18 protein-coding genes, 2 tRNA genes and 2 rRNA genes (1 of these 22 cut by a window edge) are annotated in these 24,713 nt (G+C 33.2%); 18 read left to right on the top strand and 4 right to left on the bottom strand.

The window, feature by feature from the left end; all coding sequences use genetic code 11:
* The 5 genes from ACTPNM_RS14625 to ACTPNM_RS14605 form a co-directional block, all read left to right on the top strand.
* A 23S ribosomal RNA gene (locus tag ACTPNM_RS14625) occupies nucleotides 1-2,111 on the top strand (it extends 762 nt beyond the left edge of the window).
* Nucleotides 2,112-2,208: 97 nt separating this feature from the next.
* Nucleotides 2,209-2,317: ribosomal RNA gene (gene rrf, locus ACTPNM_RS14620) — 5S ribosomal RNA — on the top strand.
* 183 nt (nucleotides 2,318-2,500) lie between these two features.
* Nucleotides 2,501-4,594, top strand: a complete 2,094-nt coding sequence (pta, locus tag ACTPNM_RS14615; protein ID WP_440122529.1) for a phosphate acetyltransferase — start codon at nucleotides 2,501-2,503, stop codon at nucleotides 4,592-4,594.
* 21 nt (nucleotides 4,595-4,615) lie between these two features.
* Nucleotides 4,616-5,797 carry an acetate/propionate family kinase gene (locus tag ACTPNM_RS14610; RefSeq protein ID WP_440122528.1) on the top strand — a complete coding sequence of 394 codons (1,182 nt, stop codon included), beginning with the start codon at nucleotides 4,616-4,618 and terminating at the stop codon, nucleotides 5,795-5,797.
* Between the two features lies 1 nt (nucleotide 5,798).
* On the top strand, nucleotides 5,799-6,605 hold the full coding sequence (locus tag ACTPNM_RS14605; RefSeq protein ID WP_440122527.1) for a tRNA pseudouridine(38-40) synthase TruA: 807 nt from the start codon (nucleotides 5,799-5,801) through the stop codon (nucleotides 6,603-6,605).
* Here ACTPNM_RS14605 and ACTPNM_RS14600 read toward each other — a convergent pair.
* The 4 genes from ACTPNM_RS14600 to ACTPNM_RS14585 form a co-directional block, all read right to left on the bottom strand.
* On the bottom strand, nucleotides 6,602-8,251 hold the full coding sequence (locus tag ACTPNM_RS14600) for an ArnT family glycosyltransferase (RefSeq protein ID WP_440122526.1): 1,650 nt from the start codon (nucleotides 8,249-8,251) through the stop codon (nucleotides 6,602-6,604). The two genes, ACTPNM_RS14605 and ACTPNM_RS14600, sit on opposite strands and share 4 nt — an antisense overlap.
* Before the next feature lie 3 nt (nucleotides 8,252-8,254).
* Nucleotides 8,255-9,121, bottom strand: a complete 867-nt coding sequence (locus ACTPNM_RS14595) for a lysylphosphatidylglycerol synthase transmembrane domain-containing protein (RefSeq protein ID WP_440122525.1) — start codon at nucleotides 9,119-9,121, stop codon at nucleotides 8,255-8,257.
* Entirely contained in the window at nucleotides 9,114-10,064 is a 951-nt protein-coding gene (locus ACTPNM_RS14590) for a glycosyltransferase family 2 protein (RefSeq protein WP_099213908.1), read from the bottom strand. The genes ACTPNM_RS14595 and ACTPNM_RS14590 overlap by 8 nt, the downstream gene beginning before the upstream one ends.
* Before the next feature lie 103 nt (nucleotides 10,065-10,167).
* Nucleotides 10,168-11,310: an acyl-CoA dehydrogenase gene (locus ACTPNM_RS14585; protein WP_440122524.1), complete on the bottom strand. Its 1,143-nt coding sequence runs from the start codon at nucleotides 11,308-11,310 to the stop codon at nucleotides 10,168-10,170.
* A 93-nt stretch (nucleotides 11,311-11,403) separates the two neighbouring features.
* Here ACTPNM_RS14585 and ACTPNM_RS14580 point away from each other — a divergent pair, with 93 nt between their 5' ends.
* From ACTPNM_RS14580 to ACTPNM_RS14520, 13 genes are all read left to right on the top strand, one after another.
* On the top strand, nucleotides 11,404-12,474 hold the full coding sequence (locus tag ACTPNM_RS14580; protein ID WP_440122522.1) for an anhydro-N-acetylmuramic acid kinase: 1,071 nt from the start codon (nucleotides 11,404-11,406) through the stop codon (nucleotides 12,472-12,474).
* Nucleotides 12,475-12,654: 180 nt separating this feature from the next.
* Nucleotides 12,655-13,881, top strand: coding sequence for a Glu/Leu/Phe/Val dehydrogenase dimerization domain-containing protein (locus ACTPNM_RS14575; protein ID WP_440122520.1), 1,227 nt, complete (start codon nucleotides 12,655-12,657; stop codon nucleotides 13,879-13,881).
* Nucleotides 13,882-14,056: 175 nt separating this feature from the next.
* Nucleotides 14,057-14,740: a MotA/TolQ/ExbB proton channel family protein gene (locus tag ACTPNM_RS14570; protein WP_099213912.1), complete on the top strand. Its 684-nt coding sequence runs from the start codon at nucleotides 14,057-14,059 to the stop codon at nucleotides 14,738-14,740.
* Complete coding sequence (locus ACTPNM_RS14565) at nucleotides 14,740-15,132, top strand: ExbD/TolR family protein (RefSeq protein WP_159616334.1); 393 nt, start codon at nucleotides 14,740-14,742, stop codon at nucleotides 15,130-15,132. Before ACTPNM_RS14570 ends, ACTPNM_RS14565 begins: the two co-directional genes overlap by 1 nt.
* Nucleotides 15,133-15,951, top strand: a complete 819-nt coding sequence (locus tag ACTPNM_RS14560) for an energy transducer TonB (protein WP_440122518.1) — start codon at nucleotides 15,133-15,135, stop codon at nucleotides 15,949-15,951.
* Nucleotides 15,952-15,982: 31 nt separating this feature from the next.
* Complete coding sequence (locus tag ACTPNM_RS14555) at nucleotides 15,983-17,191, top strand: bifunctional folylpolyglutamate synthase/dihydrofolate synthase (RefSeq protein ID WP_440122517.1); 1,209 nt, start codon at nucleotides 15,983-15,985, stop codon at nucleotides 17,189-17,191.
* Nucleotides 17,192-17,260: 69 nt separating this feature from the next.
* Nucleotides 17,261-17,335: transfer RNA gene (locus ACTPNM_RS14550), tRNA-Val, on the top strand.
* 28 nt (nucleotides 17,336-17,363) lie between these two features.
* Nucleotides 17,364-17,438 (top strand) — tRNA-Val (locus ACTPNM_RS14545).
* A 106-nt stretch (nucleotides 17,439-17,544) separates the two neighbouring features.
* The gene (locus tag ACTPNM_RS14540; protein ID WP_440122515.1) at nucleotides 17,545-18,825 is read left to right on the top strand and encodes a nucleotide sugar dehydrogenase; all 1,281 of its coding nucleotides are present in this window, start codon (nucleotides 17,545-17,547) and stop codon (nucleotides 18,823-18,825) included.
* A complete protein-coding gene (locus ACTPNM_RS14535; RefSeq protein WP_440122514.1) occupies nucleotides 18,825-19,757 on the top strand; it encodes a Gfo/Idh/MocA family oxidoreductase in 933 nt (310 codons plus the stop codon). Before ACTPNM_RS14540 ends, ACTPNM_RS14535 begins: the two co-directional genes overlap by 1 nt.
* A gap of 30 nt (nucleotides 19,758-19,787) precedes the next feature.
* On the top strand, nucleotides 19,788-21,113 hold the full coding sequence (locus tag ACTPNM_RS14530) for a UDP-glucose dehydrogenase family protein (protein WP_440122513.1): 1,326 nt from the start codon (nucleotides 19,788-19,790) through the stop codon (nucleotides 21,111-21,113).
* Nucleotides 21,113-22,129: an NAD-dependent epimerase gene (locus ACTPNM_RS14525; RefSeq protein WP_440122512.1), complete on the top strand. Its 1,017-nt coding sequence runs from the start codon at nucleotides 21,113-21,115 to the stop codon at nucleotides 22,127-22,129. The genes ACTPNM_RS14530 and ACTPNM_RS14525 overlap by 1 nt, the downstream gene beginning before the upstream one ends.
* 1 nt (nucleotide 22,130) lies before the next feature.
* Nucleotides 22,131-24,578: an SLBB domain-containing protein gene (locus tag ACTPNM_RS14520; protein WP_440122511.1), complete on the top strand. Its 2,448-nt coding sequence runs from the start codon at nucleotides 22,131-22,133 to the stop codon at nucleotides 24,576-24,578.
* The last annotated feature ends 135 nt before the right edge of the window (nucleotides 24,579-24,713 follow it).

Here is a 24,713-nt window from a genome sequence, read left to right as displayed (position 1 = left end):
AACCAGTTGACGTTGAAAAGTCTTTGGATGACCTGTGGGTAGGGGTGAAAGGCCAATCAAACTCGGAAATAGCTCGTACTCCCCGAAATGCATTTAGGTGCAGCGTTGAGTAAAAGTTTTATAGAGGTAGAGCTACTGATTGGATGCGGGGGCTTCACCGCCTACCAATTCCTGACAAACTCCGAATGCTATAAAATGTTTCTCAGCAGTGAGGGCATGGGTGCTAAGGTCCATGTCCGAGAGGGAAAGAACCCAGACCATCAGCTAAGGTCCCCAAATATATGTTAAGTTGAAAAAACGAGGTTTGACTGCCCAGACAGCTAGGATGTTGGCTTGGAAGCAGCCATTCATTTAAAGAGTGCGTAACAGCTCACTAGTCGAGCGGTCGAGCATGGATAATAATCGGGCATAAACATATTACCGAAGCTATGGACTTATTAAAGTGGTAGGGGAGCATTCTATAGGCGCTGAAGGTGTGCTGTGAGGCATGCTGGAGCGTATAGAAAAGAAAATGTAGGCATAAGTAACGATAAAGGGGGCGAGAAACCCCCTCACCGAAAGACTAAGGTTTCCTCAGCGATGCTAATCAGCTGAGGGTTAGTCGGGACCTAAGGCGAATCCGAAGGGAGTAGTCGATGGACAACAGGTTAATATTCCTGTACTTCTTATAATTGCGATGGGGTGACGGAGTACTGAAAGCACCGCGAACTGACGGAATAGTTCGTTGAAACATTTAGGTATTAGACTGGTAGGCAAATCCGCCGGTTTAGCTGAAGTGTGATAGTACCACAAGTCTTCGGATGCGTGGATAGTGTGCCTAAAATCTTCCAAGAAAAACCTCTAAGCTTCAGATTATAAGAACCCGTACCGTAAACCGACACAGGTAGTTGGGATGAGAATTCTAAGGTGCTCGAGAGATTCATGGCTAAGGAACTAGGCAAAATAGACTCGTAACTTCGGGAGAAGAGTCGCCCTACTCCGGTAGGGCCGCAGTGAAAAGATCCAGGCGACTGTTTATCAAAAACACAGGGCTTTGCTAAATTGAAAGATGATGTATAAGGCCTGACACCTGCCCGGTGCTGGAAGGTTAAGTGGAGTTGTTAGCTTCGGCGAAGCAATCAAATGAAGCCCCAGTAAACGGCGGCCGTAACTATAACGGTCCTAAGGTAGCGAAATTCCTTGTCGGGTAAGTTCCGACCTGCACGAATGGTGCAACGATCTGGATACTGTCTCAGCCATGAGCTCGGTGAAATTGTAGTATCGGTGAAGATGCCGATTACCCGCAGCGGGACGAAAAGACCCCGTGAACCTTTACTATAGCTTCGTATTGACTTTGGATAAGTAATGTGTAGGATAGGTGGGAGACTTTGAAGCGGCGTCGCTAGGCGTTGTGGAGTCATCCTTGAAATACCACCCTTTGCTTATCTAGAGCCTAACTCAGCAATGAGAACAGTGCGTGGTGGGTAGTTTGACTGGGGTGGTCGCCTCCAAAAGAGTAACGGAGGCTTCTAAAGGTTCCCTCAGCACGCTTGGTAACCGTGCGTAGAGTGCAATGGCATAAGGGAGCTTGACTGAGAGACATACAGGTCGATCAGGTACGAAAGTAGAGCATAGTGATCCGGTGGTTCCGCATGGAAGGGCCATCGCTCAAAGGATAAAAGGTACTCCGGGGATAACAGGCTGATCTCCCCCAAGAGCTCACATCGACGGGGGGGTTTGGCACCTCGATGTCGGCTCGTCACATCCTGGGGCTGGAGAAGGTCCCAAGGGTTGGGCTGTTCGCCCATTAAAGTGGCACGCGAGCTGGGTTCAGAACGTCGTGAGACAGTTCGGTCTCTATCTGCTGTGGGCGTTAGAAATTTGAGTGGATCTGACTTTAGTACGAGAGGACCGAGTTGGACTGACCTCTAGTGTATCTGTTGTCTCGCCAGGGGCACTGCAGAGTAGCTACGTCGGGAAGGGATAAGCGCTGAAAGCATATAAGCGCGAAACCCACCACAAGATGAGATTTCTTTAAAGGGTCGTGGAAGATCACCACGTTGATAGGCTATAAGTGTAAGTGCAGTAATGTATGTAGCTGAGTAGTACTAATAACCCATAGGCTTATGTACGTATCCCGGTCTTCGACCGGGAGCAAACTCTTTGATGATTTAGGATATGATTTTACTAATATGTTAACTTTTACAGTTGAAATATACTGCAACGATTTAAGGTGATTATCGCAATGGGGCTCACCTCTTACCATTCCGAACAGAGAAGTTAAGCCCATTAGCGCCGATGGTACTGCCACTGGTGGGAGAGTAGGTCGTTGCCTTTCTTTTAAACCTCAATCTTTTATTAGATTGAGGTTTTTTTTTACTCTTATTTTAATGAAAATTCTTTTTTGCAGATGAGTGATTATTATTCGACTTCCTGAGATTACTATATCTCGTAGTTTTTAATTCTTTTCCCGTTATTTTTATAATTTTAAAAGAAGTAATTTTGCTTCAAAAGCAAGAATATGAATAAATCAATTTACATAGCTGCAAGTGATGCAAATTCAGGAAAATCTATGTTGAGTTTGGGGTTGATGCAATTATTACTTCGAAAAGAACCTAAAGTAGGTTATTTTAGACCTATAATTGACAATCCAATAGGTAATAAGAGAGATAATCATATAAATACAGTTCTTAATTACTTTAACTTGAAAAGTAGTTATGATGATTGTTATGCTTTTACAAGGTCAGAATTAATTAGAAATCTGAATGAGAATAAAGAAGACGAAATTATTAACAAAATCATTGAAAAATATAAGAAATTAGAAGAAGAGAATGATTTTGTAATTATTGAAGGAACTGATTTTTCTGATCATGGAGCTGTGATTGAAATGGATTTAAATGTTCTTATAGCTAAAAATATTGGAACACCTGTAATCATAGTATCAGGAGGTGTGAATAAAACACTTGAAGATTTTACTCAGAGTCTACGATTAACTTACGACTCTTTTGTGAATAAAGATGTACAGGTTATTGCAGTTGTAGCAAATAAAGTGCAAGAAAAGAATATTCCAATTATTGTAAAAGAAGTTGGTGGTAACTTACCAAAGTCAGTTTCTATAAATGCTATTCCAATAGATCAAAAATTAAATAATCCAACAATCAAGGAATTTTTAATGGAGATTGAAGGAAAAGTTTTATTTGGTGAAAAGTTTTTAAATAATACTACAGGTGATATTAAAGTTGGAGCAATGCAATTATCTCATTTTTTACATCATTTAGGAGATGATAGTGTAGTGGTAACACCTGCCGATAGATCAGATATATTGTTAGGTACTTTGCAAGCCAATATCTCTAGTAATTATCCATCTGTAGCTGGGATTATTCTTACAGGAGGAATGGAATTAAATTCTTCTATAATAAAACTAATTGAAGGATTAGAAAAAATAGTGCCAATTCTTTGGGTAAAAGATGGAACATTTAGTGTAGCATCAAGATTGGGAGCTGTACGTTCTCATATTTATGCTGAGAATGTTGATAAGATAAAAATGTCTATCAACATGTTTGAAAAATATGTTGATGTTACAAACTTGAATGAAAAGCTGGTTAGCTATAGAGGATCAGAAGCACTCACACCGAGAATGTTTCAATATAATTTATTAAAAAAAGCAAAAGAGACTCGTAAACATATTGTGTTACCTGAAGGGAATGATGATAGAATATTAATTGCAGCTTCTCAATTACAAAAGACTGATGTTGTTAAGTTAACAATATTGGGGAAAAGAGTAAATGTAGAAGCTTCAGTTAAGCGATTAAATATCCCTTTTGATTTTGAAAAAACAGAAATTATCAATCCTATAGAATCAGAATACTTTGCTGATTTTTCTAATACATTATATGAACTAAGAAAACATAAAGGTTTAAGTCCTGCAATGGCAGAAGATTTAATGGGAGATGTTTCTTATTTTGGAACGATGATGGTGTATAAAGGAATTGCAGATGGTATGGTTTCTGGAGCAGCACATACTACGCAACATACTATAAAACCAGCGTTACAGTTTGTAAAAACCAAACCAGGGTTTTCAGTAGTTTCTTCAATTTTCTTTATGTGTTTGGAAGATAGAGTGTCTGTATTTGGTGATTGTGCCATTAATCCAAACCCGACAGCTGAAGAATTGGCTGAAATCGCAATTTCTTCAGCAGATTCAAGCATTGCTTTTGGAATAGATCCTAAAATAGCTATGTTATCTTATTCATCAGGTACTTCTGGAAAAGGAGAAGATGTTGATACTGTTAGAAGAGCTACAGAAATAGTGAAAGAAAAGCGTCCAGATTTAAAAGTAGAGGGACCTATTCAGTATGATGCAGCGGTTGATCCTTCAGTAGGAAAAAAGAAATTACCAAATTCGGAAGTTGCAGGTCAAGCAAATGTGTTAATTTTCCCAGATTTAAATACAGGAAATAATACCTATAAAGCTGTACAACGTGAAACAGGAGCTTTGGCTATAGGACCGATGTTACAAGGGCTGAATAAACCAGTAAACGATTTAAGTAGAGGTTGTACAGTTGATGATATTTTTAACACTGTAATTTTAACTGCAATTCAAGCGCAAGAATAGCTTGCTTATCAATATAAAATAATGAAAGTTTTAGTAATTAACTCAGGAAGTTCTTCTATAAAATATCAATTGTTTGAAATGCCTCAACAAGAAGTACTTTGTTCGGGTATGATAGAAAGAATTGGTTTAGAAATAGGAAAAGTTCACTATAAATCAAACAATGATAAAATTGAAGAAGAAGTAGTAATTAAAGATCATAAATCAGGTTTAGAGAGAGTAGTTGATTTATTATTGGATGAAAAAGTAGGCGTAATTACTTCTACTGATGAAATTAAAGTTGTAGGGCATAGAGTAGTACATGGAGGAAGCACATTTACAAAAACCGCCATAGTTACTGATGAAGTTAAAAAGAAAATAGAGTCATTATTTTCGTTAGCTCCTTTACATAATCCGGCAAACTTAGAGGGCATTATAGTATCTGAATCCATTTTTACAAATGCACAACAAGTGGCTGTTTTTGACACAGCATTTCATCAAACCATACCTGTTGAAGCTTACAAATATGCAATTCCTAATAAATTTTTAGATGAACATAGAATTCGTTTATATGGATTTCATGGAACTAGCCATAAATATGTATCGGAAAAAGCGATTGAATATCTTCAAAAAGAAAAATCAAAAATTATTACCATTCATTTAGGAAATGGGTGTAGTATGACTGCAATAGAAAACGGAAAAAGTATTGATCACAGTTTAGGGTTTGGTCCAGTTACAGGTTTAATCATGGGGACACGTTCTGGAGATATTGATCATTCTTTGATTTTCTATTTGATAAACAACTTAGGATATGATGCTGATTATGTAAACAACATGTTACAAAAAGAAAGCGGAATGTTAGGCTTAACTGGGTTTAGTGATTTACGAGATATCGAAGCAGCGGCAGCAAAAGGAGATAAGAATTGCCAGTTAGCGTTGGATATGAATGCCTATAGAATAAAAAAATACATAGGTTCGTATGTGGCTGCGATGAATGGTTTGGACTCAATTGTATTTACTGCTGGGATTGGTGAAAATTCAGATGTGATTAGAAAATTAGTTTGTACAGATATGGAATATTTGGGGATTGAATTGGATACGGAAAAGAATGCTATTCGAGCAAAAAAATTAACTGAAATTCACAAAGAAACTTCTAAAGTAAGAGTATTGGTAATTCCAACAAATGAAGAGTTAGAAATCGCAAAGCAATCGTACGAGTTATTTTAGTATGAATTATAAGTATGCTTATTTAGTACGGTTTCAATATTTAGGATTTCGTTTACACGGTTGGCAAAAACAACCTAATTTAAAAACAGTTCATTTTTTTGTTGATAAAACATTAAAGTTCGTGTGTAAAGGAATTCGATGTAAGTCGGTAGGAGTTGGGAGAACAGATGCAAAAGTATCATCTACCGATTATTATTTTCAGTTGTTTATTGACGAAAAATTAGATGAACCTTTTTTTATTGAAGACTTTAATCGGAATTCACCTTCTGATATTCGTGTGTTAGCTGTAGAGCAGCTTCATGATGAAGAGTTTAATATTATTCAACATCCGAAAATTAAGGAGTACCGTTATTACTTTTCTTTTGGAGAGAAAAATCATCCTTATTGTGCCCCTTTTTTAACGGGATATTTAGATGAATTAAATGTGGAGTTAATGAAAGAAGGAGCACAGCTTTTTGAAGGTTTTCATAATTTTAAACATTATTGTACAAAACCTTCACCAGAAACGAAAGTTGAACGTACTATTGATTTATGTAGAATTGAAGAGAATACTGAGTTATCGGCTTCTTTTTTTCCACAGAAAAGCTATGTGCTAATCATTAGAGGAAGTGGTTTTTTACGTAATCAAATTCGTTTAATTATGGGAGCTTTAGCTGAATTAGGTAAAGGTAACTACGGCTTAGAGTTCATCAAGAAAAGTTTGAGTCCTGAAAATAGTGATATAGACTTTATGAAAACTATAGCACCAGCTTCTGGTTTGCATTTACATGGGATTGAATTTAAAAATGAAAAGAGTAAATTTCATTAAGATTTTCTTGAAGCTATTTTTAATAAATACGCATCACTTAACTTAGAATCTCTCGTTTTAGGGTTTAGAAATTTTAAGCTAAGTCTAGTTACTCTAAAATGATCAACTCTGTGTTTTTCTTTAATGATAAAACCATCTTCTTCAACTTTTTTAAGTGGGATATTTCGAATAACAATCCAAACGTCTTTATTAATGTTTTTAAGTTCTTCCTTTGTAATATGGGGAGTATTTCTTTCGGTATAAAAATCTAAAGGCCAAGAGTAATCATTTTCATAAAAATATACGTTTTCAATGTTTATGGAATCGTTTTGGTTAACAATGGTAGCTAGTTTTATCCCTCCTTGATATTGTAGCAATTCAGGATAGAAGTAAGTATTAAGTACTACATTGATAAACACCATTAAGAGAACAGAATTAATAACTATTTTTTTACTAAGATTCTCCTTCTGAATTAAAGAAAATAGTAATACTAAAAATAAAATACAACTAATTATAAAAGTTAAGATAGACGGAGTATTAAAAGTAAAGCATAAAATTAAAACAACAGCAATGGTTAATACAATTGTCATAAAGTAAACGAAGCCTACAAATATTTTTAATGTTTTTTGTTGATTGTCTTTTTGTAGCTTATACAAAACCCCTGCTGTAAAAACCGAGAATAAAGCTAATAATGGATTTAAATAATGAGGTAATTTAAATTTTGAAAAGCTAATAATTAGTAATGTAATTAATACTCCTCCTAGGGTTAATAGTTCTATGTCTTGTACAGACTTAAATTTATTTTTAACCAATTTTTTGATCTGATAAAATAAACCGTAGTACATTAAAAAAGCCCAAGGTAAAAAAGTCCAAAGTAGAGAATGAAAAAAGAAAAAGTAATCAGGACTGTTTTTGGTAAAACCTTTAGCTGTAATTCTTTCCACATTTTGATTCCATAATATAAAGTTAACTCCATCTATACCAAACTGAATATAGTAAGCATACAAAACAGGTGTAATGGAAAGGAAGAACATGGCTAAACCTATAAGAACTTTGTAGGAAAATATTACGTTAAACTTTTTGGTATAAATTATATGTGAAAATATAGCGAAACAAATAATCCCTACTCCATAGAATCCTTTAGTAGAAAAGGATACGCCCATACCAATAGCTCCAAGAATAATTGAAACTAGATTTCTTGTTGAAACATATTCAAACAATTGCCAAATGGCAAAGATTGTAGCTCCAGTTAATACAGCATCTGTACGAACATCGTGATTAGCTAAAATGATAGATTGGCTAGTTAAAAAAATAAGTGAACCAAAATGAGCTACACTTTCACTATATAGTTTTTTTGTTAATTGATAAACAGAATAAGCTCCTAAAGCAGTAAATAATAAGGCAGGAATTCGGTAAGCCCATTCATGTAAACCAAAAATTTTAAATGAAATAGCTGATAACCAAAAATGCATATGTGGTTTATCTAAATAAGGATTAGGACCTTTTAGTAATTCAAAAAAATTATCACTCAAATACATACGCATTGCCATGGTAGCATGTTGCGCAGAATCATTGGCCATTAAAGGAATAAACAACCCTATAACATAAACCACTGCAACTAAAAAATAGAGATATTTAATGTTTTTTTGTTGGTAAAAAAAGTCCATAAATTATTTATTGTATGAAACAGTTGTTAGCTGTACTTTGTTTATAATAAAAACTAATCCAATTAATGAAATTAAAGCAGTAATAATATTAAATGAAAGTCCAATACTTGTAGCAATTGTGTCTTGTGTGTTTAAAAAACTGGATGCTTTTAAAAAGATATATTCTCTAGCTCCAAATCCAGCAAAAGATACCACAGAAAGTACTGAAGATATTAGAAAAACAAAACAGTAACTAATAATTGCAGTTACTTTTAACTGAAAGGCTTTAATAATACAAACAATAACACCAACTTGTAATAATTGAATAACTATTGAATAGCCAAAACTATAAGTATAATAAATGTCACTGTTTTTAAAAATTCTCGTTAATACAAATTTTGCTATAAAAAAAGTAATAAAAGCAAGAACTATACTTATCAAAAGTAGTATTGAATTTGAAAAAAATAAATAACCTCCCATTAAAATTAATAGAAAAAAAATAGCCAATAAGCCAATAAGTCTATCTATAAATACACATTTAGTTAGCTGCTTTGGCTTCCATCCAAACTGTTTATTTAATATATATACTTTATAGGCGTCTCCACCCACACCCCCTGGAATAAAGAAGTTGTAAAACATTCCAACGAAATACAATTTTAAATTACTAATTTGACTTAGTGGAAACTGATTTTGATGAAAAATATAATTTAATCGTAAGGATGAAACAAATTGCGAAATAACAAATAAAACAATAGCCAATACTAAGTAAAAAGGATTGGAAGTTTCATACAGTTCAATAACTTGGTTAAAGTCAATTTTAGTAAATACCAAGTATAAGAGTAAGATACTTACTCCTATTTTAGCGAGAGTTTTAACAATTTTATTATTCACTTACATGAATTTTTCTAATAGTATAAGGACGTTTTTTTTGTGATTCGTAATAAGTTCTCATTAATAAATCTGTAATAATCCCCACAGTAAAGAATTGTAAACTAATAATAACTAACATTACACCTACAATTAATAAAGGTCTGCCCCAAATATCTTGTCCTAATAATTTTAAAATTAGTAGATAAAAATTGATAGCTAATCCGAAGAACATAAAAAATAACCCGAAGTTACCAAAAAGATGAACTGGACGCTGCATATACTTTCTTTGGAAGATTATTAAAATAATATCATTAATAACCTTTACAGTTCTACCTAAACCATATTTTGATTGCCCATGTATTCTAGGGTGGTGTTTTACTGGTATTTGCGTAATTCTAGCACCATTTAAATGCGCCAAAAGATTAATAAATCGGTGCATTTCACCATATAAATTTAAATCTTTAGCTATATCTTTTTTAAATACTTTTATAGCACACCCTTGATCTTTTAAATCTAAACGAGTAGCTCTTCTAATTAAAAAATTGGCAATTTTGGAAGGAATAGTACGAATAAAAGAGTCTTTTCTTTTAGCTCTAATTCCAGTAACAACATCCCAATCTTCTGTTTCTGCTTTTTCAATCATGTGTGGGATATCTGACGGGTCATTCTGCATGTCTCCATCAAGCGTAACTATATAATCACCTTTTGCCTGATCAAACCCAGCAGCTAATGCTAAACTCTGACCATAATTTTTACGTAGCTCAACCAAAATAACTCTAGGGTTATTCATGTTAACAACATTTTTCTTTGTGTTATCGGTTGAAAAATCATCAACATAAATGATTTCGTAATCAAATCCTTCTAAACTATCATCAATTTGTTGAGTTAACGGAACTACATTGTCTTCTTCATTATAAACAGGAACAATTACAGATATAAATCCGTAGGATTTTTTATTTGACATAAGTGATTATTTATTGGGCAAAGTTACTATAAAGAATTTAAAAAAGTAAAAGCTCATTTTTAAAATGAGCTTTTACTTATATATAGATATGAAAGAGAAATAATTAATCTCTTAATACACTTCTTGAAATTACAATTTTTTGAATTTCAGAAGTTCCTTCGTAAATCTGAGTAATTTTTGCATCACGCATTAAACGTTCAACGTGGTATTCTTTAACGAAACCGTTACCTCCATGAATTTGAACTGCTTCAACAGTTTGCTCCATTGCTACTTTAGAAGCATATAACTTAGCCATAGCACCTTCACGATCGTAGTTTTCACCAGCATCTTTCTTGCAAGCAGCAGCCATAACTAAATGACGTGCAGCAGCAATCTCTGTATACATGTCAGCTAATTTGAAAGCAATTGCTTGGTGGTTACAAATTTCAGTACCAAAAGCTTTACGTTCTTTAGAGTATTTTAAAGCTAATTCGTATGCTCCAGAAGCAATACCTAAAGCTTGAGCAGCAATACCAATACGTCCACCAGATAAAGTTTTCATTGCAAACTTAAATCCGAATCCATCTTCACCAATGCGGTTTTCTTTAGGAACTTTTACGTCGTTAAATTGTAATGTATGTGTGTCAGAACCACGGATTCCTAATTTATCTTCTTTAGGTCCAATGTGGAAACCTTCCATACCTTTTTCAACAATAAAAGCATTAATTCCTCTATGTCCCTTACTTCTGTCAGTTTGTGCAATTACTAAATAAGTATCTGCACGCCCACCATTAGTAATCCAGTTTTTAGTACCATTTAATAAGTAGTAATCACCTTTATCTTCAGCAGTAGTAGCCTGTGAGGTAGCATCAGAACCAGCTTCAGGTTCACTTAAACAAAAAGCTCCTATTTGTTCACCAGTAGCTAATTTTGTTAAATATTTTTGCTTTTGTTCTTCAGTACCATAAGCTTCTAAGCCATAACATACCAATGAATTGTTTACAGAAACCATTACTGAAGCAGAAGCATCAATTTTAGATAATTCTTCCATAATTAATACGTAAGAAACAGCATCCATTCCACTTCCTCCGTATTTAGGATCTACCATTACTCCCATAAACCCTAATTCACCCATTTTGCGAACAAGTTCATTAGGAAACTCTTGTTTTTCATCTCTTTCTATAACTCCAGGTAATAATTCGGTTTTAGCAAAATCACGTGCAGCATCACGAATCATTAAATGCTCTTCTGTAAGGTTAAAATCCATTATCTATTTTTATATTTTGTTAAATTCGTAAAAAATGTGCTCAAAGATACTTTTTTAATAGCAATTTTTCAATAGACTTACTATTTTTACTTTATGCAAGACAACTATATTTATTGTATTGGATTAATGTCTGGAACTTCTTTAGATGGAATAGATTTAGCATACATTAAAATACACAAAAAATTATACAAGGATTTTAAAATTTTAAAAGCTGATACAATACCATATTCTAATGAATGGAAAAGTAAACTGCAAGAGGCAATTAATTATGATGAGAAAGATTTACAGGCTTTAGATATTGAATATGGTAAATTTCTAGGAAAGGTATTAAGTAATTTTATTACTGAACATCGCATTTTAAAATTAGATTTTATAGCTTCTCATGGACATACTATTTTACATCAACCAGAAGCAGGAATAACTTTACAAATAGGTAATGGCCAAGAAATAGCAAATATTACTAAAAAAGAAGTTATTTGTGACTTCAGAATTCAAGATTTAGAGCTAGGAGGACAAGGAGCCCCTTTGGTGCCTATAGGAGATAAATTATTATTTGTAGATTATGACTATTGTCTAAACCTAGGTGGGTTTGCAAATATTTCTTATGAGAAAAATAATGAAAGAATAGCTTTTGATATTTGCCCTGTAAATATTGTATTGAATCATTATACTAGAAAATTGGGACTTGATTTTGATGATAAAGGAGTTATAGCTTCAAAAGGAGAAATAAATACAAAATTATTAGAAAACCTAAATAGTCTTCCTTTTTATACTCAATTACCACCAAAATCTTTAGGTTTAGAATGGGTACAATCAACTATTTTTCCTTTAATAGATAAAGAAGAAACAGAAATTCCTACTATTTTAAGAACTTTTGTAGAGCACTCAGCAATGCAAATAGGTAAAGTAATAGGAGATAAAAATGAAGCAATGGTTTTAGTAACTGGAGGAGGAGCTTTCAATAGTTTTCTTATGAATAGAATAGAGTTTTATATTAAAAAAACAGTACCAATGGTTAATGATGGGTTAATCAACTACAAAGAAGCATTAGTTTTTGCATTTTTAGGGCTGTTGAAAAAGCAAGAAAAAGTAAATTGTTTACAGTCAGTAACTGGAGCAAAAAAAGACCATTCTTCTGGTAATTTTTTTTATCCACAGAAATAATTTAAAGTATTTGAGTAATGTTGTTTTTTATAATAAATTTGTTCGGTAACAACTACACACTAAAACCTATATTATAATGAATCAACTTTAGCTTCCCTTAGGGGAATAATTACAACGAATTTTTTTGAATATGAAAAAGAAACAGGTAAAGTTGAAAATCATCTATTATAACATTAAACAATGAAAGAATTATTAAAGCAATACGAAGAAAAGCAACCAGAAATAGTATTTAATTGGAAAGACTCTGAAACAGAAGCTGAAGGTTGGACTGTAATAAACTCATTAAGAGGAGGTGCTGCCGGAGGTGGTACACGTATGCGTAAAGGATTAGATAAATATGAAGTAATGTCACTTGCTAAAACGATGGAAGTGAAGTTTACAGTATCTGGACCTGCAATTGGAGGAGCAAAATCAGGAATTAATTTTGATCCGCAAGACCCTCGTAAAAAAGGAGTTTTAGAGCGTTGGTATAAAGCTGTTGCTCCATTATTGAAAAATTATTATGGAACAGGAGGAGATTTAAATGTTGATGAAATACATGAAGTAATTCCAATTACAGAAGATAGTGGTGTTTGGCATCCACAAGAAGGGGTTTTTAACGGACATTTTAAACCTACTGAAGCAGATAAGATTAATCGTATTGGTCAGTTACGTCATGGAGTTATCAAGGTGTTAGAAGATGAAAACCTATCGCCAGATATTTCCAGAAAATATACAGTAGCTGATATGATTACAGGGTATGGTGTTGCTGAAGCAGTTCGTCATTACTATGATATTTATGGAGGAACAGTAGAAGGAAAGCGAGCAGTAGTACAAGGTTTTGGTAATGTAGGTTCAGCAGCAGCTTATTATTTAGCGCAAATGGGGGCTAAAGTTGTGGGTATAATTGATCGTGTTGGGGGAGTCATTAAAGAAGAAGGATTCTCTTTTGAAGAAATTCAAGAAATGTTCTTAAACAAAGACGGTAATACTTTAGTTTCTGAAAACATGATTCCTTTTGAAGAAATTAACGAACGTATTTGGGACTTGCCATGTGAAATTTTTGCACCATGTGCAGCTTCAAGGCTAGTTACTCAAGATCAAATTAATAGCATGATAAACTCAGGATTAGAAGTTATTTCATGTGGAGCAAATGTTCCGTTTGCAGATAAAGAAATTTTCTTTGGTTCTATTATGGAGGACACGGATAAGAAAGTAAGTTTAATTCCAGACTTTATTTCGAACTGTGGTATGGCAAGGGTATTTGCTTACTTTATGGAGCGTAGAGTAGAAATGACAGATCAAGCTATTTTTGAAGATACTTCAAATACTATTAAAAAAGCTTTACAAAGAACACATGCAAAAAGTGCTGCAAAAACTCAAATAAGTGAAACAGCTTTTGAAATTGCATTAAAAGAACTAGTATAAACCTATTAGTTTTTATGATTACAAAAGTGCTTTTTTTGGTTAATCAAGTATAATAAAAGTAAAAGTCTTCCTTCATTGTTAAAAGTAAGGAAGACTTTTTATATCAAACAATTTTAAATAAAAGAAATCGTTAGTTAAATAGCGAAAACATAATATAAATCCTAATTTAGTATTCATGCTATTATTTCAAGAAACTCAGGAGTTGGTAGAGGAAGTGCCTCAAGAAAAAACTTTATCAATCTATAATTTAATTATGGATGGAGGTGTAGGCGGTCAAATCATTATTGCTTTGTTATTCGTTTTATTAGCCGTAGCTCTTTATATTTATTTTGAACGTTTTTTTGCTATTAAAGAAGCATCAAAAGTTGATGTTAATTTTATGGACCAAATTAGAGATCATGTAACTAACGGAAGAATAGATAGTGCTCAATCGCTTTGTGATAATACAGTTACACCAACGGCAAGGTTAATTGGAAAAGGAATTTCTAGAATAGGAAAACCTTTAGAAGACATTAATACGGCAATAGAAAATGCAGGAAAACTTGAAGTGTATAAGTTAGAAAGAAATGTTTCAGTTTTAGCAACAATTGCAGGTGCCGCTCCAATGATAGGTTTTTTAGGAACTGTAATTGGAATGATTGTTGCGATTCATGAAATAGCAAATTCAGGAGGACAAATTGATATTAAGATGTTATCAGACGGTTTGTATACAGCTATGACAACTACTGTAGCAGGATTAATAGTTGGAATTATAGCATATATCGCTTACAACCATTTAGTAGTTCGTACAGATAAAGTAGTTTATCAAATGGAAGCAAAGTCTGTTGAGTTTTTAGACTTATTAAACGAGCCAGTATAATGAATTTACGTGGAAGAAATAAAGTCAATCCAAATTTCAATATGTCATCAATGACTGATATTGTTTTTTTGTTATTGATATTTTTTATGTTAACATCTACACTTGTAACAGTGAGTGCAATTGATGTTTTGTTGCCAAAAGCTGGAGGTAAAACAGAAAACAATACATCAGTAGCAGTAACCATAACAAATGATGCGTCATTTTATATAGATAAAACAAAAGTAAGCAACGTAAATTTAGAAAGGGAGTTGTTAACTAAAGTAGGTGTTGATAAAAAGAAAACAGTAGTTATTCGTGGTGATCAAAATGTGCAGTATAAAAATGTAATGCAGGTAATTGATATTGCTAATAGAAACAAGTTAAAAATGATTTTGGCTGTTAAAGGTAAATAAATGACAGTTTTAGATACACAACATAAACGTAAATCAGCTGTGATAACAGCAATTATTCTGATATTATTAATAATCGGGATATTCAATTACGGAATGAAATATCTCGATCCGCCTATTGAATATGGTTTAGCGATTAATTTTGGTACTTCTGAAGTAGGAAGTGGTGAGCCTGTTGAAAAAACAAAATCGAAAGCTACTCCAAAGCAAGAAGAAATTGTTGAAGAGTTGGTAGGAGAAACTCCAGAGGAAACCATCAAAGAAGAAATTATTACAGATGATACAGCGGAAGAGGTTCCAGTGGTTGAAAAAGAAGTAGAAAAGAAAGAAGCTGTAAAAGAAACTCCAAAAGAAGTAAAGCCTAAAGAGAAGCCAAAGCCAAAACCATCAAAAGAAACGACTGATGCTTTAAATAGTTTGTTAAATGGAACATCAAAAGATGGAGCAAACTCTGGCGAAGGAGATGATAAACAATCGGGAGTTAAAGGAAATGAAAATGGAGACCCAAATTCAGATAAATATTACGGGAATTCAGGAAGTGGTTCAGGAGGTAATTATAACCTTGCAGGAAGAAAAGCTTTATCAAAACCTATTCAAAAACCAGATTGTCAAGAAGAAGGTACAGTTGTGGTAAGTATTGAAGTAAATCAAAAAGGACAGGTAACTAAAGCAACTCCAGGAGCTCGAGGAACTACAAATTCAGCTTCATGTCTATACGATGCAGCAAAAAAAGCAGCATTGAAAACAAAATGGAATGCAGATGGAAATGCACCATCAAAACAACGAGGAACAATTATCTATAAGTTTTCTCTTTCAAAGTAAATATACCTATTTTTTAGACTAAGATATAAAAATGACCTATCAAGAAGTATTAGACTGGATGTTTGCTCAGTTGCCAATGTATCAGCGTCAGGGACAAGCAGCATTTAAAAAAGATCTAACTAATATCACAGCACTTTGTGATGAACTTGGTGATCCGCAAAAAAAGTTTAAAACCATTCATGTGGGCGGAACTAACGGAAAAGGTTCTACGAGTCATATGATAGCTTCTATATTGCAAGAAGCGGGGTGTAAAGTGGGTTTGTATACTTCACCACATTTAAAAAACTTTACAGAGCGTATCCGAATCAATGGAGAAGAAATACCAAAAGAGTCGGTAGTTACATTTATAGAAAAGAATAAGTTGTTTTTAGAAAAACAAGGATTGTCTTTTTTTGAAATGACTGTTGGTATGGCGTTTGAAGAATTTGCAAATCAAAAAGTAGATGTTGCCGTTATTGAAGTCGGTTTGGGAGGAAGATTAGATTCGACAAATATTATTATACCAGAAGTTTCGGTAATAACCAACATAGGATTAGATCATACACAGTTTTTAGGAGAGACTTTACCAGAAATAGCTTTTGAAAAAGCAGGGATTATTAAAAAAGGTGTTCCTGTGGTTATTGGTGAACGTCAAAAAGAAATAGAAAACGTTTTTATTGCTAAAGCAGAAAAATGTAGCTCTTCAATTATTTTTGCTTCGGATGAAGAGCAATATTATAGAACTGATTTATTGGGTGATTATCAAAAAAATAATGTAAAAACAACAGTAAAAGCCATTCAGCAACTAAAAGGGTTTGCTATCTCTGAAGAAAATATAAAAAACGGATTATCGAAGGTGGTAAAAAACACTAATTTGAAAGGGCGTTGGCAGGTGTTACAAGAACATCCGAAAATAATTTTTGATACCGCACATAATAAAGAAGGATTGCTTTATACATTACAACAGTTAAAAAAGGAAAAATATAAGCAGTTGCATATTGTTTTAGGAGTTGTTTCAGATAAGAATTTGAGTGAAATTTTACCAATGTTTCCTCAAAAAGCAAAATATTATTTCTGTAAACCAAATATTCCTCGCGGATTATCTGCAAGCGAATTACTAGAGGAAGCAAGTGTGTTTAGTTTAAAAGGAGAGATGTTTGGTTCTGTAAATCAAGCTTTTGAAAAATCAAAGGTAAATGCTTCAAAAGAAGATGTGATTTATGTAGGTGGAAGTACATTTGTGGTTGCAGAAATTTTATAGAAAAAAATAAAAAAAAATATTGTTAATTTATAAAACTGTTATATATTTGCACCCGCAATTAACAAGTAAGGGCGCGTAGCTCAGTTGGTTCAGAGCACTTGGTTTACACCCAAGGGGTCAGGGGTTCGAATCCCTTCGCGCCCACAACTCTTACAAAGATTTAATTGCAAACGGGCGCGTAGCTCAGTTGGTTCAGAGCACTTGGTTTACACCCAAGGGGTCAGGGGTTCGAATCCCTTCGCGCCCACTGTTAAGTCTCATCTTTTTGGATGAGACTTTTTTGTTTTATAAGCTTTTGTTCGTACTATTTTTTGTAGTTTTGTGAACTTGAAAAATCTTTAAAGGACTACGTATTGGATAAGAAAATAGCAATAATAGGGTTAGGGTATGTAGGGTTGCCATTAGCGAGGTTGTTTGCTACAAAATATTCTGTAGTTGGATTTGATATAAACAAAAAAAGAGTACAAGAGCTAAATAAAAGCATAGATGTTACTAAGGAGGTAGATTCCGAAGTATTGTTGTCTGTCATACGAAGCAAAGAGACTAAAAAAAATGGGCTGTTTTGCACATCTGAAGTTGATGATATTAAAGATTGTACTGTTTTCATAGTAACAGTCCCAACACCTGTAGATAAAAATAATAGAGCAGTACTGACACCTTTAATACATGCAAGTGAAACTGTAGGGAGAGCTTTGAAGAAGAATGATGTTGTTATTTATGAATCAACAGTATATCCTGGGGTAACAGAAGAAGTTTGTGTTCCAGTATTGACGAAAACATCTGGGTTAGAATTTAATAAAGACTTTTTTGCAGGGTATTCTCCTGAAAGGATTAACCCCGGAGATAAAAAAAACACCATTGAAAATATTTTAAAAGTAACTTCTGGTTCAACTCCTGAGGTAGCCAAGTTTGTTGATGAATTATATAGTTCAGTTGTTACAGCAGGAACTCATTTGGTTTCTAGTATAAAAGTAGCAGAAGCTTCAAAAGTAATTGAAAATTCGCAACGAGATATTAATATAGCTTTTGTGAATGAATTAGCGAAGATTTTTGGGTTTATGAATATCAATACTCAAGAAGTATTAGAGGCGGCAGGAACCAAATGGAACTTTCTACCTTTCAAACCAGGTTTAGTAGGAGGACATTGTATAGGAGTAGATCCATATTATTTGGTGCAGAGGGCGGAAGAATTAGGCTACCACCCTGGGATTATCCTTGCCGGTAGAAGAATGAATGATGGAATGGGAGAGTATGTGGCTTCCCAAGTAATCAAGTTAATGATAAGCCGTGATGTCAAAATTAAAAAAGCGGATGTTTTAGTGTTGGGGATTACATTTAAAGAGAATTGCCCAGATGTTCGCAATACCAAAGTGGTGGATGTCGTTCGTTCATTAAAAGAATATGGAGCAAATGTGATAATATATGATCCATGGGCAAATGTTGATGAGGTTGAAAAAGAATACGGATTACAATCGACAAAAGAATTACCAACTGAAAAGTATGATGCTATTGTATTAACAGTAGCACATAATGAATATAAAGAGTTAGATATTATTTCCTTAAAAAAGGAAGAGTCTGTGGTGTATGATGTAAAAGGAGTATTATCGAAGAAAGTAGTAGATAAAAGTTTATAATGAAGAATTTTGCACTTATAGGAGCAGCGGGTTATATAGCTCCACGTCATTTAAAAGCGATTAAGGATACAAATAATGTTCTAATTGCAGCTTTGGATAAAAATGATAGCGTTGGTGTTATGGATAGTTACTTTCCTAAGGCCGATTTTTTTGTAGAATTTGAGCGTTTCGATCGTCATATAGAGAAACTCAAAAGACAACAAAATATTCAACTAGATTATGTGAGTATATGTACTCCTAATTATCTTCATGATTCCCATATTCGAATGGCACTCCGTAGAGGAGCTGATGCAATTTGCGAAAAACCTTTGGTTTTAAACCCATGGAATGTAGACGCTTTAGAAGCGATAGAGAAAGAATCAGGAAATCAAATTCATACAATACTTCAGTTGCGATTACACCCAAGTATTATCGCTCTTAAAAACAAAATAGATAAAGAAAATAAGAAGGAGAAATATGAAGTGGATTTAACTTATATCACTTCACGAGGAAATTGGTATGATATTTCTTGGAAAGGTGATGAGAGTAAATCAGGAGGAATAGCGACTAATATTGGGGTGCATTTTTTTGATATGCTTTCTTGGATTTTTGGAAGTGTTCAAGAGAATATAGTTCACCTAAGAGAAAAACATAAAGCGTCAGGCTATTTAGAGTTTGAAAAAGCACGTGTGCGTTGGTTTTTGTCAATTGATGAAACTACCTTGCCAAAACAAATTCAAGAAAAAGGACAACGAACTTATCGTTCTATTACAGTAAACGAAGAAGAAATTGAATTTAGTGGGGGGTTTACTGAATTACATACTATAAGTTATCAAGAGATATTAAAAGGAAATGGTTTTGGTCTGCGAGAGGCAAGGCAATCAATAGAAATAGTGCATGATATTCGTAATTCTAAATTAATAAATACAGGAGAGAAGCATTATCTTTTGTAATATATATATTTGTATAAAAAATAGAAAGAAATGAAAGTAACTGTTATTGGAACAGGATATGTAGGATTAGTATCGGGGACCTGTTTTTCAGAGATGGGGAACAAGGTGGTTTGTGTTGATATTAATCAAGAAAAAATAAATAAACTTCATCAAGGAATTATTCCTATTTATGAACCAGGTTTAGAAAAAATGGTGTTGAAGAATGTAGAGAAGCAGAATTTATTCTTTACTACTAAATTAGAAGAAGCTATCAACGAATCTGAAATTGTTTTTATAGCAGTTGGAACTCCAATGGGGGAAGACGGATCTGCAGATTTACAATATGTATTAGCTGTAGCTAAAGAGATAGGTCAGAAGATGAATGACAGATTGATTGTTGTTGATAAATCTACTGTGCCAGTAGGAACAGCAGATAAAGTAAAAGCAACAATACAAGCAGAACTAGATAAAAGAAACGCAACAATTAAATTCGATGTAGTGTCAAATCCTGAGTTTTTAAAAGAGGGGGATGCTATCAATGATTTTATGAAACCTGATAGAGTGGTAATAGGAGCAGAATCTGATTATGCTTTTGATAAAATGCGTCAACTGTATACACCTTTTACTATGTCGCATGAACGTTTTATTGCTATGGATGTTCGCTCAGCAGAAATGACAAAATATGCAGCAAATGCAATGTTGGCAACAAAGATATCCTTCATGAATGAAATGGCAAATATCTGTGAGCGAGTTGGAGCTGACGTAAATAATGTTCGAGCAGGAATTGGTTCAGACTCAAGAATTGGTTATAGTTTTATTTACCCTGGTGCAGGATATGGAGGTTCTTGCTTTCCAAAAGATGTAAAGGCCTTAAAAAAGATAGCTGAAGAGAATGGATATGAAGCAAAATTGATTACGTCTGTTGAGAAAGTAAATAATCGTCAGAAATTTGTGATAGCTGATAAAATCATCAATAAATTTGGAGAAGATTTATCAGGAAAAACTTTTGGTCTCTGGGGGTTGGCATTTAAGCCAGGAACGGATGATATGCGTGAAGCGCCTGCAATTTATGTGGTAAAAGAACTAGTAAAGAGAGGTGCTAAAGTACAAGCATATGATCCTAAGGCTATGGAAGAAGCACAACACTTTTATTTAAAAGATGTAGAGAATGTTGACTATAAAAATGCAAAGTACGAGGTGCTAGATAATGCAGATGCGTTGATTTTATTGACAGAATGGAAAGAGTTCCGTTCACCAGATTTCTCTGAGATTGAAAAACAACTGAAAGCTCCAGTTATTTTTGATGGAAGAAATCAATATACTACCTATGGATTGGAAGAAAAAGGATTTGAATATTATCAAATAGGGAAAAACTAATGAAAATTTTAGTTACAGGAGCAGCAGGCTTTATTGGATTTCATTTAAGTCAAAAACTTTTAGAGCTAGGACATACAGTTGTAGGAATAGATAATATCAACGATTATTACGATGTCAATTTAAAGTATGCTCGATTAAAAGAGTTAGGTATTGATAGAAAAAATGCTGAGATATTTTATCAAGAAACAAATAGTAGTACTCATGATAACTTTAAGTTTATACGACTAAGCTTAGAAGATAAAGAAGAATTATTTAAATTATTTACTATATCAAAATTTGATGTAGTTTGTAATTTAGCAGCTCAAGCTGGAGTTCGTTATAGTATTGAAAAACCTGATGTTTACATTCAAAGTAATATTGTTGGTTTTCTGAATATTTTAGAATGCTGTAGACATCATGAAATTAAGCATTTGGTATATGCAAGTAGCTCAAGTGTATACGGAGCAAATAAAGAAGTCCCCTTTTCAGAAGAGGATAATGTAGATACACCAGTTAGTTTATATGCTGCGACCAAAAAGAGCAATGAACTAATGGCACATACGTATAGTCATTTGTATAAGATTCCAACAACAGGACTGCGATTTTTTACAGTGTACGGACCATGGGGAAGACCCGATATGGCACCAATACTATTTGCCGATGCCATTTCAAATGATCGTCCAATCAAAGTGTTTAATAATGGAGATATGGAACGTGATTTCACTTATATAGATGATATTGTAGAAGGAGTAAAAAGAGTAATTGAAAAGTCTATTGAAGAAAGAGACTTGTATAAAGTCTATAATATAGGAAATAATGATTCTGTAAAATTGCTGGATTTTATCACCCAGATAGAAAAGAGTTTAGGAAAAGAAGCAACAAAAGAAATGTTACCCATGCAGATGGGGGATGTGAAAAAAACATGGGCAAATGTTGATGGATTAATTAAAGATTATAATTACAGTCCTAATACAAGTTTAAGTAAAGGAATAAAAGAGTTTATTAATTGGTTTAAAGTTTTTTACATTGGAAGTTAAAATGTTATTTAAGAGAATTCTGCTACAAATATTTCTAGCTACTTTTTTGGTGTTAGCTAGTGCTGAGGGACAAGCCCAAAATATTCAGAATCAAATGAGTCAAATAGAAGTTGATGATTTATCTGATGAACAAGTAGCTAAGTACTGGGAAAAAATAAAAGAAGAAGGATATACTCTAGATCAGGCTTTAGCAATAGCAAAAACAAGAGGAATGTCCGAATTACAAGCTCAAAAGCTTAGAGCAAGAATAGAGACGCTTAAAAGTAAACCATTAAATAAAAAAGAGGAAAATGAAGAAGAACTACAAGAAGAAGTAGATAGTACTCAACTTCTTTTTGGGTTAACAGGAGAAGAAGAAAAAAAGGAAGAAAAAAAAGAAGAACTCTTCGGATATGACTTTTTTAATAATCCAAATATTTCGTTTACACCAAATTTAAATATAGCTACACCAGAGAATTATATAATAGGAGCGGGAGATGTAGTTTCAATTGATCTTTGGGGTGCTGCAGAGGTAAATTATGAGAAAAAAGTAAACAAACAAGGAGCAATAAATGTAGAAGGTGTTGGTTATATTCAATTAATAGGATTACCAGTTAGTGCTGCAAAATCTAAAATAAAAAATTACCTAAAAAGAATCTATGCAGGAATAGGAGCTTCTTCTAGTAGTTATAATAAAGTAAATATAGCTGTTTCTATAAAAGAAGTAAGAAATGTTCAAGTGAATATCGTAGGAGAAGTGAAGGTCCCAGGGTCATATTCAATTAGTGCTTTATCCACAGTATTAAATGCTTTATATGCAGCAGGAGGGCCAACAAAGAATGGTACTTTCAGAAGGATCCAGCTTTTTAGGAGAGGAGTGAAGGAAGCTGATTTTGATTTTTATCAGTTTTTAGTAAATGGTTCAGAAGAAGGAAACATAACGGTTCAAGATCAAGATGTTATAATAGTAAAACCTTATGAAAGTAAAATTACTATTGAAGGGGCCGTTAAAAGACCAGGTATTTTTGAGATGAAAACTGAAGAAAGTGTAAAAGACTTATTAAATTATTGTAGTGGTTTCACCTCAAATGCATATAGACAAAAAGTTGTTATAGAGAGAATTAAAGGGGTTCAAAAAGAGATTGTAGAGGTTTCAAAAGATAATTTTGATTTAGTTAAAATAAAAGACGGAGATTATATCAAAGTAAATGAAATAGTAGACGAGTTTTTGAATAGAGTTAGTATTGGTGGGGCTGTTTTTCAGCCTGGTAACTACGAATATAAAGAAGGAATGACTGCTTCTAACTTGTTACTAAAAGCTGAAGGGGTAACCAAAGAAGCCTTTTTAGATAGAGGTATTATTGTAAGAACACATGATAAGAGTGATAAGGAAACGCTATCTTTCTCTCCAAGAAAGGCAATGGAAAATAAAGAACATATACTCTTAAAGGAAAGTGATAGTATTTACATTTTTACGAAAGAGGAGTTGAAAGAAAAAGAGTTTATTACTATTAATGGAGCAGTGAATAAAGAAGGAGAATTTGACTATATGAAAGGAATGCGTGTTGAGGATTTAATAGTATTGGCGGGAGGATTGAAAGATGGGGCGGATGCAAGTATGATTGATGTATCTAGAAGACTGAAAGATGGAAGTTTTGAAACGGTTAGTGAAAATTTTGATTTAAGTGCAAGTAAAAATCTAGGTACTGATCATTTAGATAATTTTGTGCTAAAACCGTTTGATATTGTTTCTGTAAGATACTTAAAAGGGTATACAGAACAAAAAAGAGTAACTATTACTGGTGAAGTTAATTTTGAAGGAGAGTATTCAATTGGTCAAAAAAACCAAAGAATTTCTGATTTAATAGAACAAGCTGGAGGCTTAACAAAGTATGCTTATGTAGAAGGAGCTTTTTTAACTAGAAAAAATAACGAAGAGGAAGATGAAAAACAGTCAGTTTTTATAGCTGATTTTGCACAAAGAGATTCGTTAGCTAGCAATGTTGAAGAACGTATACAGAAGAAAAAAGATTTTAAAATAGGAATAGAGTTACAAAAAATATTAGCCTCAGGAGGGAAAAAATCAAAGTATGATATAATTTTAGAAGAAGGAGACGAGTTATTTATCCCTTCTGAAAGACAAACGGTGAAGGTTGAAGGAGAGGTGTTGTCACCATCATTGGTGAGATATGAAAAAGGGAAATCATTTAAACATTATATTGAAAACTCTGGAGGTTTTTCAGAAAGTGCAAAAAAGAGTAGAGCATATATAGTGTATGCAAATGGAGATATTAGAACAACAAAAAAGTTTTTGTTTTTTAAATCGTACCCAGATGTAAAACCAGGAGCAGTTATTTTAGTCCCTAAAAAACCAGAAGTTAAAAATAAAGTAACTACTCAGCAGGTAATAGCTATTACAACAGGATTAGCAACTTTAGGGGTACTAGTGAAAACATTAACGGAGAAATAACATGTTTAATTTATGATTAAAAGGGTGTTCAGGTATAATAATCTTATTGGTTTTTTACTTAAACCAATAAGAAAGTTCTATAGTTTTTATAAATATAGACTTCTGCCTGAGGAGGTGTATTTGAAGGAGAGGTTT

The organism is Tenacibaculum sp. Ill, from assembly GCF_051938915.1.
In the GTDB taxonomy this organism is placed as follows: domain Bacteria; phylum Bacteroidota; class Bacteroidia; order Flavobacteriales; family Flavobacteriaceae; genus Polaribacter; species Polaribacter larymnensis.
The sequence above is the reverse complement of the archived record's forward strand: the minus strand, read 5'-3'. Positions and strand labels throughout refer to the sequence as shown.

Excerpts from the sequence above, each read along its gene's own strand:
- pta (WP_440122529.1), top strand. The coding sequence starts at position 2,501 with ATGAATAAATCAATTTACATAGCTGCAAGTGATGCAAATTCAGGAAAA.
- ACTPNM_RS14610 (WP_440122528.1), top strand. The coding sequence starts at position 4,616 with ATGAAAGTTTTAGTAATTAACTCAGGAAGTTCTTCTATAAAATATCAA.
- ACTPNM_RS14605 (WP_440122527.1), top strand. The coding sequence starts at position 5,799 with ATGAATTATAAGTATGCTTATTTAGTACGGTTTCAATATTTAGGATTT.
- ACTPNM_RS14600 (WP_440122526.1), bottom strand. The coding sequence starts at position 8,251 with ATGGACTTTTTTTACCAACAAAAAAACATTAAATATCTCTATTTTTTA.
- ACTPNM_RS14590 (WP_099213908.1), bottom strand. The coding sequence starts at position 10,064 with ATGTCAAATAAAAAATCCTACGGATTTATATCTGTAATTGTTCCTGTT.
- ACTPNM_RS14585 (WP_440122524.1), bottom strand. The coding sequence starts at position 11,310 with ATGGATTTTAACCTTACAGAAGAGCATTTAATGATTCGTGATGCTGCA.
- ACTPNM_RS14580 (WP_440122522.1), top strand. The coding sequence starts at position 11,404 with ATGCAAGACAACTATATTTATTGTATTGGATTAATGTCTGGAACTTCT.
- ACTPNM_RS14575 (WP_440122520.1), top strand. The coding sequence starts at position 12,655 with ATGAAAGAATTATTAAAGCAATACGAAGAAAAGCAACCAGAAATAGTA.
- ACTPNM_RS14570 (WP_099213912.1), top strand. The coding sequence starts at position 14,057 with ATGCTATTATTTCAAGAAACTCAGGAGTTGGTAGAGGAAGTGCCTCAA.
- ACTPNM_RS14565 (WP_159616334.1), top strand. The coding sequence starts at position 14,740 with ATGAATTTACGTGGAAGAAATAAAGTCAATCCAAATTTCAATATGTCA.
- ACTPNM_RS14560 (WP_440122518.1), top strand. The coding sequence starts at position 15,133 with ATGACAGTTTTAGATACACAACATAAACGTAAATCAGCTGTGATAACA.
- ACTPNM_RS14555 (WP_440122517.1), top strand. The coding sequence starts at position 15,983 with ATGACCTATCAAGAAGTATTAGACTGGATGTTTGCTCAGTTGCCAATG.
- ACTPNM_RS14535 (WP_440122514.1), top strand. The coding sequence starts at position 18,825 with ATGAAGAATTTTGCACTTATAGGAGCAGCGGGTTATATAGCTCCACGT.
- ACTPNM_RS14530 (WP_440122513.1), top strand. The coding sequence starts at position 19,788 with ATGAAAGTAACTGTTATTGGAACAGGATATGTAGGATTAGTATCGGGG.
- ACTPNM_RS14525 (WP_440122512.1), top strand. The coding sequence starts at position 21,113 with ATGAAAATTTTAGTTACAGGAGCAGCAGGCTTTATTGGATTTCATTTA.
- ACTPNM_RS14520 (WP_440122511.1), top strand. The coding sequence starts at position 22,131 with ATGTTATTTAAGAGAATTCTGCTACAAATATTTCTAGCTACTTTTTTG.